The sequence below is a fragment of the Segatella oulorum F0390 genome, assembly GCF_000224615.1.
GTDB lineage: Bacteria > Bacteroidota > Bacteroidia > Bacteroidales > Bacteroidaceae > Prevotella > Prevotella oulorum.
Genome location: NZ_JH114215.1, coordinates 758241 through 767691, shown reverse-complemented (window position 1 = coordinate 767691; position 9451 = coordinate 758241). Strand labels below are relative to the sequence as shown.

11 protein-coding genes and 1 pseudogene are annotated in these 9451 nt (G+C 41.6%); 5 read left to right on the top strand and 7 right to left on the bottom strand.

The window, feature by feature from the left end; translation table 11 throughout:
* A partial coding sequence (locus tag HMPREF9431_RS03260; RefSeq protein ID WP_004379677.1) for a transposase occupies nucleotides 1–415 on the bottom strand: 415 nt, incomplete at its 3' end.
* A 41-nt stretch (nucleotides 416–456) separates the two neighbouring features.
* Here HMPREF9431_RS03260 and HMPREF9431_RS13615 point away from each other — a divergent pair.
* The 3 genes from HMPREF9431_RS13615 to rd all read left to right on the top strand — a co-directional run bounded on the left by HMPREF9431_RS13615 (nucleotide 457) and on the right by rd (nucleotide 2054).
* Nucleotides 457–582, top strand: a complete 126-nt coding sequence (locus HMPREF9431_RS13615) for a hypothetical protein (protein ID WP_004379676.1) — start codon at nucleotides 457–459, stop codon at nucleotides 580–582.
* Nucleotides 583–671: 89 nt separating this feature from the next.
* On the top strand, nucleotides 672–1862 hold the full coding sequence (locus HMPREF9431_RS03255) for an anaerobic nitric oxide reductase flavorubredoxin (RefSeq protein WP_004379675.1): 1191 nt from the start codon (nucleotides 672–674) through the stop codon (nucleotides 1860–1862).
* Nucleotides 1863–1889: 27 nt separating this feature from the next.
* Nucleotides 1890–2054, top strand: coding sequence for a rubredoxin (rd, locus tag HMPREF9431_RS13390; protein ID WP_004379674.1), 165 nt, complete (start codon nucleotides 1890–1892; stop codon nucleotides 2052–2054).
* Here rd and HMPREF9431_RS03245 read toward each other — a convergent pair.
* Both HMPREF9431_RS03245 and prmA read right to left on the bottom strand, forming a co-directional pair.
* The gene (locus HMPREF9431_RS03245; protein ID WP_155812925.1) at nucleotides 2035–2451 is read right to left on the bottom strand and encodes a hypothetical protein; all 417 of its coding nucleotides are present in this window, start codon (nucleotides 2449–2451) and stop codon (nucleotides 2035–2037) included. The genes rd and HMPREF9431_RS03245 overlap by 20 nt on opposite strands.
* Nucleotides 2451–3317 carry a 50S ribosomal protein L11 methyltransferase gene (gene prmA / locus HMPREF9431_RS03240; protein WP_004379673.1) on the bottom strand — a complete coding sequence of 289 codons (867 nt, stop codon included), beginning with the start codon at nucleotides 3315–3317 and terminating at the stop codon, nucleotides 2451–2453. Before prmA ends, HMPREF9431_RS03245 begins: the two co-directional genes overlap by 1 nt.
* Before the next feature lie 139 nt (nucleotides 3318–3456).
* Between prmA and HMPREF9431_RS03235 the strand changes: the two genes are divergently transcribed.
* Both HMPREF9431_RS03235 and HMPREF9431_RS03230 read left to right on the top strand, forming a co-directional pair.
* Nucleotides 3457–4491 carry a hypothetical protein gene (locus HMPREF9431_RS03235; protein ID WP_004379672.1) on the top strand — a complete coding sequence of 345 codons (1035 nt, stop codon included), beginning with the start codon at nucleotides 3457–3459 and terminating at the stop codon, nucleotides 4489–4491.
* 30 nt (nucleotides 4492–4521) lie between these two features.
* Nucleotides 4522–6057: an OmpP1/FadL family transporter gene (locus HMPREF9431_RS03230; RefSeq protein WP_004379671.1), complete on the top strand. Its 1536-nt coding sequence runs from the start codon at nucleotides 4522–4524 to the stop codon at nucleotides 6055–6057.
* Between the two features lie 713 nt (nucleotides 6058–6770).
* Here HMPREF9431_RS03230 and HMPREF9431_RS03225 read toward each other — a convergent pair.
* The 4 genes and pseudogenes from HMPREF9431_RS03225 to HMPREF9431_RS13385 form a co-directional block, all read right to left on the bottom strand.
* A complete protein-coding gene (locus HMPREF9431_RS03225) occupies nucleotides 6771–7292 on the bottom strand; it encodes a hypothetical protein (protein WP_004379668.1) in 522 nt (173 codons plus the stop codon).
* A 99-nt stretch (nucleotides 7293–7391) separates the two neighbouring features.
* Nucleotides 7392–7757, bottom strand: a complete 366-nt coding sequence (locus tag HMPREF9431_RS03220; RefSeq protein WP_004379666.1) for a hypothetical protein — start codon at nucleotides 7755–7757, stop codon at nucleotides 7392–7394.
* Nucleotides 7758–7867: 110 nt separating this feature from the next.
* Complete coding sequence (locus tag HMPREF9431_RS03215; RefSeq protein WP_004379665.1) at nucleotides 7868–9010, bottom strand: PD-(D/E)XK nuclease family protein; 1143 nt, start codon at nucleotides 9008–9010, stop codon at nucleotides 7868–7870.
* Nucleotides 9011–9142: 132 nt separating this feature from the next.
* Nucleotides 9143–9451, bottom strand: a pseudogene (locus HMPREF9431_RS13385) (IS256 family transposase, variant Zn-binding type); the annotation flags it as partial.

Sequence of the window (9451 nt, the reverse complement as noted above, 5' to 3'; positions counted from 1 at the left end):
CTTCAACGTCTTCCCGACAACTGTTGGCCAAGTAAGAGATTTGCTGTTTGCTATAAGCCCGACCATAAACCGTCTCTATCACCTCACTAATCTGCTCGGTGGTAAGTCCCTTGGTATAAAGTTGATAAACCAAGGCAGCACGCTCTTCACATTCGCTACGAATAATCCCTAAAAGTACGGGATAGAAATTGCCGCTACGGCTACGTGGAATGCGCAAGACGAACGTATAGCCCTTACAATACCAACGACGAGGACGAAAGCCATTGCATTGCTCATTTTTATTCGCTTTGACGAATAATTCGCGCTCATGGGCCATCAAAGAATTCATAATCAACGATTGAAGCGTGACAAAACCTTCACTGCTACTTGTGTAATTCGAAATAATTTCCGAAATTTGTCCTTGTGTAAGTTCCATATTCTTGTTGTTTTTTATTACTTAATGCAAAGATAAGAATTATGTCGAGCTTACACACTTTTTTAGACACTACCCGTTTTATCCGTCTTGTAGGCTACGATGGCGACCTTCTCCCGCGAAGCATCATTTTGCAGCTCATTCGGTTTTATCAATATGACCATAAATAAGGTCTATCGAAAAAAGGATATTCCATGCGTAAAGAACTCAATTTTTATTGCTATCTTTGCCCACGATAACGTAATCAGCAATTAAGTTTATGGCAAAAAAAATAACAGACAGTGTAACGTGGGTAGGAAAAATCGATTGGGAACTGGTTAAGTTCCATGGTGATGAATATTCTACCGAGCATGGTTCAAGTTACAACGCATATCTTGTGCGCGATGAGAAGGTGGCGCTGCTCGATACCGTTTGGCAGCCTTTTGACAAGGAGTTTGTGGCACGGCTGAAACGTGAAATCGACCTCAAGCAGATTGATTATATTGTGATGCAACATAATGAAGTTGATCACAGTGGGGCGCTGCCCGAGTTGTTGCGTGAAATTCCCGGAACGCCCATCTATTGCACCAAGAAGGGTGAGGCTATTTTGCGTGGGCACTATCATCAGGACTGGAACTTTGTAAACGTGAAAACGGGCGACACCTTGAGCCTCGGTCGCCAGACACTTACGTTTATTGAAGCACCGATGTTGCACTGGCCCGACACGATGATGACCTATCTATCGGGCGACGAGATATTGTTCTCCAACGACGTTTTTGGGCAGCATTTCGCTACCGAGTCGCTCTATAACGACCTCGTGAAGCAAGACGACCTGATGTGGGAGGCCGAGAAATATTATGCCAACATCATCAATATGTATAGCCCCATGGCTAACCGCAAGGTGAAAGAATTGATGGGCATGAACCTTCCGCTGAAGATGATTTGCCCCAGCCACGGTGTGATGTGGAAAAAGAATCCACAGCAAATCATTGATAAGTATTTGGAATGGTCGCAGGGCTATCAGGAAAATCAAATCACATTGGTCTACGACACCATGTGGAATGCTACGCGCAAGATGGCCGAAGCCATTGCCGAGGGCATTCTCGAAGCCGATAAAGAAGTGACTGTGAAGCTCTTTAACGCGGCAAAAGAAGATAAAAACGATATTCTCACCGAGCTGTTTCATTCGAAAGCCGTATTGGTTGGCTCGCCCACCATCAACTATGGTTTCTCCTATGCCATTGCAGGCATTTTAGAGATGACCCGTGGTTTGAAACTGAAAAACAAAAAGGCCGCCGCATTCGGTTCTTACGGATGGAGTGGGGATGCCCCCAAAATGATTAGCGAGCATCTTGTAGAAGCTGGCTTTGAGTTGGTGAACGATGGCATTAAAATGCTGTGGGTGCCCGACGAGGCGGCCTTGGCAGCATGCCGAGAATATGGTAAAGATTTTGCACTGAAAACAAAATAGAAGTTTAATTTTAAAACAAAAACAATTATGAAGAAGTATGTATGTGACGTTTGCGGGTACATTTACGACCCCGCAGTAGGCGATCCCGATAGTGGTATCGCAGCAGGAACCGCTTTCGAGGATATCCCTGAAGATTGGGTTTGCCCCGTTTGTGGCGTAACAAAGAGCGACTTTAGCGTGGTTGAAGAATAGGCTTCACCGCGTGAGAATCATAAAAAAACGCACGAGCTTTTAAGTTCGTGCGTTTTTTTATGATTGTGTTCAAAGTGCTGCAGCGCTTTCTATGCGCGAAGGCTTGCTGGAGTTCCAGCAGGCCGTCTTTTTGATTTTTTGCGCTTGCTGGAGTTCCAGCAGGGCATCTTTTTGATTTTTCGGGCTTGCTGGAGTTCCAGCAGGGCCGTTTTTTGTTTTTTTGAGCTTGCTGGATTTCCAGCAGCCTGTCTTTTTGATTTTTTGCGCTTGCTGGAGTTCCAGCAGGGCCGTTTTTTGATTTTTTGGGCTTGCTGGAGTTCCAGCAGGCCGTCTTTTTGATTTTTTGAGCTTGCTGGAGTTCCAGCAAGGCGGCAAAGGCATGCTGTTTTTCGGGCACTATCCTTTTCGGAATACCAAACTGCACCAGTCTCCGTTTTGTCTTTGTTCGGTCTTTGTCAGGCTCAAGGATTGTGCCTTTTCTGTGAGCAGAGGCACATCTTCGGTGTAAAAACCGCTCAAAATGAGCATACTTTCAGGGTGCATGAGCCGCGCAAAGGCAGGTAAATCGCACAAAAGTATGTTGCGATTGATGTTGGCCAACACCACGTCAAATGTACCGTCGATGGATTGCAACACTTGCGCGTTGCCATGACGAACCTCCATGTTCCTAACCTCATTAAGCTCGGCGTTGTGCAGCGCATTCTTCACACTCCATTCGTCAATATCATAGCCCACCACATGTGCTGCCCCCAATTTAGACGCAACGATGCCCAAGATGCCTGTTCCACAACCACAATCCAACACTCGCTTTCCTGATAACTCCATTCGCAGCAGGATGGAGACAATCATTTGTGTTGTTTCGTGCGTGCCTGTCCCAAATGCCAATTTTGCATCAATCAAAATGTGCATCTTGGTTTTCTCTTCCGTTGTTATGCTCGCGTTCTTCGCATCGCAGATGGCTAATTTCCCGTCAACCTCAATCGGTTCAAATCCGTTTGCTTCCCACTCGGCATTCCAATCTTTATCTTCAGCCTCGCGAATGGTGTAACGAATGTGTGCCTCAGGGAAAGCAAAACTAGCAAGCTCCTGTTGCAACGACGCTTCATCCCATAAACCCACTTGCACATAGGCCTTCAGCCCCTGCTCGCTATCTTCAAACGATTCGCAACCGGCTTCGCCCGCAGCTTCGGCCAACAAGGCGCGCGCATCATCCAGCAGCGCGGCATCAATGTCAATGAAAAAGTCTATTTCTAAGTATTTCATATCATTGTTAATTTGTAGTGCAAATATATAAAAATTAGGGAAAACCCCACCCCTACTTAGGGAAAAACCGTATATTTGCAGCGTAAGTTATCGTATTTTTGCTAACAGAAAAATGGAAAGTCTTAAAACAAACAAGGATATGAAAAAGTTTATACTTCTATCAATTAGCTTGGGGTTGCTGCCGTTTACAATGGTTGCACAAGACGATGATCTTTATTTCAAGCCTAAAAAGGTTGTGAGAGATCGTAGTGAACAAGTAGATACGCGTAGCTACTCGGGTAGCAATCGCAATGTCGACGAGTATAATCGTCGTGGAAAATATTGGAGTCATTATCAAGTTGTCGGAAAGGATAAAAAAGGAAATGATATCATTCAATTGCAGAAAGGGTGGGGAGTTTATCCCGACTCGACTTATATGGACACAACCTTTGTTGGAAAATACTACGACAGAGTGCTCGATGAAGATGATTTCCGTTACAGCCAGCGCATGAGCCGTTGGGATGGTTTCTACGATCCATGGTATGCTCGTTACGCATGGGGTTATGGTCCTTATTGGAATTACGGTTCTTATTGGAACTATGGCTCGCGTTGGAATTTTGGTTGGTATGGTGGTTATTACGACCCTTGGTTCGATCCATGGTTTGATGGCTATTATGGCGGCTACTATGGAGTACCTTATTATGGTTATGCAGGCTGGTACGGACCACGCTACTATGGTTATCCTTATTATGGCTATCCCTATTATGGCGGTAGTTATTATGTGAGCTATAGTCGCCCTGTGGGCACGCGCAATCATAGTTATGATGGTGCATCTTCTGCTTTCCCATCAGGAACCTTCGGTGGCTCTCGCGCTACAGTGCCCAGTTCTCGTAGTGCTACCTTTGGCAATTCTCGCGTTCGAGTAGGTAATTCTAATTCAACTTTTGGTGGTTCGCGGGCAACTTATGACAATCGTGATGCTGACTACGCTACCGAGCGCATACCTTCCCGTTCTTATAATAACAACCCTTCGCAAGGTAGTTATCAAGCACCAACGCGTTCTTTCAATTCAGGCAGCTTTGGTGGTGGCAGTTCAACCTTTGGTAGTGGTGTCCATTCCGGCGGTTCTTTTGGAGGAGGAAGTACTGGCGGTGGTGGATTCCATTCAGGTGGAACCTTTGGTAACCGTCGCTAAACATTTGTAAACAAAATAAATTAGGCAATGATGAAAAGAATATATTTAACGGTGGCTTCTTTAGCGTTCACCAGCTTTGTTGCGGTGGCGCAGGAAACCTATGAGAATACAAAGCTTATAGACAATGACCTCAATGGAACAGCTCGCTATGTTGGAATGGGTGGTGCGATGGAAGCTTTAGGTGCAGACCTCTCTACGATTGGTACGAACCCTGCTGGTTTAGGATTGTTCCGCAAAGGGAAAGCCGACCTCTCGTTTGGCTTAGTGAATCAAACGGGCATGAACAAGTTTAACTCGCTCAGCAAAACCAATATGAGTTTTGACCAAATTGGAGTGGTCTTTAATCTAAGTAAGACTCCCAATGCTTCAATCAATATTGGTTTTAACTACCACAAGAGTCGCAACTTCGACCAGTTGCTCAACGCAGCGAACACGCTGAACAATGCTTCGCAGAATAAGTTAACGTATCAGAAGTATCGTAATCAGGTATTCAAAGAAAGGAAAGATTTGACCTATAGCCAACTGGATGCGCTCTATATGGATAACTTGCTCTATGATAATAGAACAAAGAAATACTATAATTTCCCTGCGACGGGCTATCTTTATAATCAGGAAAATAAGGGATATATTGGTGAATATGACATGAACCTTAGTGCAAACTTAAATGATCGTGTTTATTTAGGTCTCACGATGGGGATTCATGATGTACACTATAAAGGTTATGCAGAATACACGGAGAATTTTGTCCCCAATGCAAATAACATTCCAGGTTTAACGCTCAATGATAGTAGGGAAATTACAGGAACGGGCTTCGATGTGAAGTTAGGTGCAATCGTTCGTCCTATGGCAGAAAGTCCTTTCCGTTTAGGTGCTTATATCCATACGCCTGTTTGGTATGATTTAACAACCAGCAATTATACAGTGTTGACGGATGGAACTGCACGCCCAAATGTGGGAGAAACTTACGATTTCCGTGTCAATACACCTTGGAAATTTGGTTTAAGTGCGGGAACAACACTTGCTGATAGAATAGCTTTGGGTGCAACTTATGAATATGCAGCTTACAATGCTATGCAGACACGCATTAAAGATGGTGGAACATACGATTGGTATTATGGAACCTATTACGAGAGCAGTCACAACGATCGCGCGATGAATAATCATACGGAGGATGCTTTGAAAGGACAGCATACGTTAAAGTTGGGTGCAGAGGCGAGAATCACCGACCATTTCTCTTTGCGTGCTGGCTATAATTATCTCAGTGCTTTATATAAAGATGCGGCAGTGAAGGATGGGAGCCTTAATTCGCCGGGCACTTATTATGCCAGTTCAACGAGTTATGTGAATTGGAAAGACACCAATCGCTTTACTTTCGGTTTGGGGTGGAATGTTTGGCGATTCAATATTGATTTGGCTTATCAATATAATCAACAAAACGGCACTTTCTATCCATTCATGGATTATCATGAGGGTTCTGCCCCTTCTGTGGAAGATAATATTGCAAATCCAACGCAGGTTAATAACAAGCGGCATCAGTTATTGTTGACCATGGGATATAAGTTTTAAAGGATATCGTTTTAGAAGTTTTCTAATACGATTGTACTCAAGGCATGCAAATGCAGCTATCAAGAGCTAATGGCATTTGCATGCTTTTTGCATTTCAATCAATGTTTTGCCACAAAAACTGATAATCAAATGGATAATGAATGCCGATTGATTAGGATATGATGCTTGCGGAAATCTTATGCAGCCTTTTTCATTTTTATATGTTATTTTTGAGTTAAAAACATTCTGATAGAGTAAGAAATACATGAAAAAGTGCCATTTATGCCCAAAACATGTTTATAAACATAAAAAAAGATTTGTTAGGTATAGAAAAATGCCCTAACTTTGCAAGTGTTATCCTGAATACAATCTTTTTACCTTAAAGAAGCTAATACCTATTGAGATTGATGCCGCACTCTGTGAAGAGGGCGGCATCTTTAGTTGCATAATTATAGAAGCGCAATGTCTGCGCCATGAGCTAATTCATCCATGTGTATTGCTTTTCTCTGTAATGTGTGATGTATTGCATCATAAAGACGCACACTTTATTCACTAATATGATTGTTATTCTCAGCGCTCCTGCTATCGTTTGATAGCTAATAAAACAATGGGGAACAGTGTTAGGCTTCACCATTCCTCTATTTCAGAATGATATTACAAACAAGAAATAGCAACATTTAGTTCTTTTACTATCTGCTGCTATTAAAAAATCCTATATTAATTTCATAGTTTGGCTATTGTATCATATCCTCCATGATTTTTATTTTCTCTATTGCAACCATGTAGTCCCATAGTCTTGAATCTTGCAACTTTGCTATAGGTATGAATGTTTGCCATTGTTCATAGAATTCAAAAGGCTTAAATTTTAAACGTTCATCATCCCAGCGATCAATAACTTCACTCCAATCAATGTAATCTTCAAATGTTTCTAAGAATTCATCCGTGAGCTTTATAGCACTATTCATAGATAGTTTACGCCAGTCCCATTGCTGTTTAAAGGCCCTTAGTAGGGGCATTGTGGCACACTTTTCACTTAAAGCACTTGAGAGTGTGTCCCAATGGATTTGTCTTTTAAACTTCGTCAGCATAGGTATTGTCCACAAGATGTCGCTATTTCCGGAAATCGCTTCCCAATCAATTTTGTCTTGGTACTTCTCTAAAAGCGGTTCTGTCCAACTAATTTCTTCGGAGATCTCTTTCCAAGCTTCGGCCGTCATCATACAGCGTAAGAACTCATCATCAATTATTGTTTTCATTTTCTTTATTTTTTTTATTTAACTTATGTTTGTCGCTGCAAAGATAGATACAGGGTGTGGCAATTATGGGCATAGTAAAATTTAAAAGTAAAATTAATACTATTGAGTGATGATATCGCAAATCAAATCATCTTTGAAAATATCTTTGCAAATGGCTTTTGCCATGAGTGCAGAGTAAATGCGCCAAAACTTTTCACCATGCGACCGATCTTTCCTTCGTACGTCCCATGTATATTGTTCCGTGTGGTGAATGTGGTGTGCATATTCATGAATGGCAACCTCCATGATTATGTGGCCATCCATGCCTTTAGCATAGATATTAATCTTTTGCTTTTCGACAAAATATGTTCCGAGCCTCCGTTTGAATTTGCGGTCAACCACGTATAATTCAAAAGGCTCTTTGCAAGTATAAATCTTTAATAGCATTTGCTTGATCGCAGCCGAAGATGGAAGAAAGTTACTCATTGTTTTAAAATTTATTTTTGTTGTATACTATTCTTTTGTGATGGTGCAAAAATAAAATGGAGCTATGCCATTGGTGGGCATAACTCCATTCCATAATGAAAGAAATCTTTTTATTCCAAATATCCGAGTTCTTTTGCAGCATGATAGAACTGCGCACATTGTTTGTCGCCTTTATCTGTGTAATCCCATGCGAGCCATTCGTTTTCGACACGGTATTGGCCTTCTATAATTCCACATCTCTCCATGATAGTCTTAACCATTTCTTTTAATTTATCATCGTTAGGCGTATCGCTCTTAAAGCCCCAGTAAGGTCTGTTACCAATCCAACAACCGCATTGTATATGATTAAATTCAAGGTAAAACGAATCTGTATTATAGATTAATTGTTCTCCCCATGTGCGTTTGAGATTCTCATACCATTGCTTTATCAAATCAGTATATACCGAGTGGCGGAGTTTTTCGAGTCCCTCCTTTAATACTTCAAGTTCAGCTTGCTTTGCCTCAATGAGTTTAGCTTGGCCTGCCAATGATGAGGACTCATCTTTTAAAAGTTCCTTACGTAAAAAATCTACTATTTCCATGTTTAATTTATTATTTATTCTGTTGTTATATATTCCTCTTACGTAGTCTGTGAACTGTACAATCGCAGACGCTAATACCTGTTCTCTTTTTTCTAATATAGGTAGGCAGCAATCCTCCAACCAGTCGGGGAATGATTTGTCGAGAATTAGTGTACGAGGTGCAAACTTCCGGCGTAAGTCTATTTCGCAGCCCTCACAAGTCCTATCTTTATCACCATCACATTGGCAACTTACGGCATCTGATTTCCATCTACAATCTCGCTCTTGATTAGGACTATCCCAATCAGATGGTAATCGCCATACAGATTGGTTGATGTGGTCGAATAGCTTTGAGTCAATGTACCCCGGTAATATGATGACAAATATTTGTTCATCTTTAAAACCTTCCCGCCTCATTTTCCCAATATATCTTGCAATTTGGTTTCGTTGAAAACGAGCACCTTTTAGTTTATTCTCAATGATGATGGCGTATTTCCCTTTCTCTTGAATGCAAATATCAATTCTATCCGTTTCAGCTGTGATGCATGGAGATGAGAACCATTGCATATTAAAGCCCTTTGGTACGAGGAAATAGTTGATAAACATTCGGCACAAGACAAACTCATGATTTACCTGATAATTTAGAATTGAAGTAATAATCTTGCTTGTCGCCGTTTCAGATGCATAGAGCATATCCAAAAGATTCAATAGGTAAATGGGCTTATTAGGCGACCTGTCAATAAAATCTTGGCGTAATGGACATTTGGTAGGCTGAAAACCTCTCGGGTTTTAGTAATGGACATTTGGTAGGCTGGTTATTCCAGCCTACTTTTTTGTATTTATGAGCCCATCTATAAACTTCTTTTTGTTAGCTTCATTCAATCCATTATGATTATGTAGTGCTCTTTTAAGTTGTGAGTTAAATCCTTCCAACAGGTTTGTTGTATTAGGTATTTGTATATCCGGATGCTCCTCACACGTATAGAGCCATGGCAGATGTGTCTTAATAGAACGTCTTGCCGTTCTCAGTCTTCTGTGTGTATAAGTTGTCTTACCCGAGATTAGGAGAGTTCGTTCATTTAGGAACTCTTTCCATTTATCACACCATTTATCAAAAGCAGTTATAAACTCTTC

Coding starts and splice junctions, on each gene's coding strand:
- HMPREF9431_RS13615 (WP_004379676.1), top strand. CDS start 457: ATGTCGAGCTTACACACTTTTTTAGACACTACCCGTTTTATCCGTCTT.
- HMPREF9431_RS03255 (WP_004379675.1), top strand. CDS start 672: ATGGCAAAAAAAATAACAGACAGTGTAACGTGGGTAGGAAAAATCGAT.
- rd (WP_004379674.1), top strand. CDS start 1,890: ATGAAGAAGTATGTATGTGACGTTTGCGGGTACATTTACGACCCCGCA.
- prmA (WP_004379673.1), bottom strand. CDS start 3,317: ATGAAATACTTAGAAATAGACTTTTTCATTGACATTGATGCCGCGCTG.
- HMPREF9431_RS03235 (WP_004379672.1), top strand. CDS start 3,457: ATGAAAAAGTTTATACTTCTATCAATTAGCTTGGGGTTGCTGCCGTTT.
- HMPREF9431_RS03230 (WP_004379671.1), top strand. CDS start 4,522: ATGAAAAGAATATATTTAACGGTGGCTTCTTTAGCGTTCACCAGCTTT.
- HMPREF9431_RS03225 (WP_004379668.1), bottom strand. CDS start 7,292: ATGAAAACAATAATTGATGATGAGTTCTTACGCTGTATGATGACGGCC.
- HMPREF9431_RS03220 (WP_004379666.1), bottom strand. CDS start 7,757: ATGAGTAACTTTCTTCCATCTTCGGCTGCGATCAAGCAAATGCTATTA.
- HMPREF9431_RS03215 (WP_004379665.1), bottom strand. CDS start 9,010: ATGCTCTATGCATCTGAAACGGCGACAAGCAAGATTATTACTTCAATT.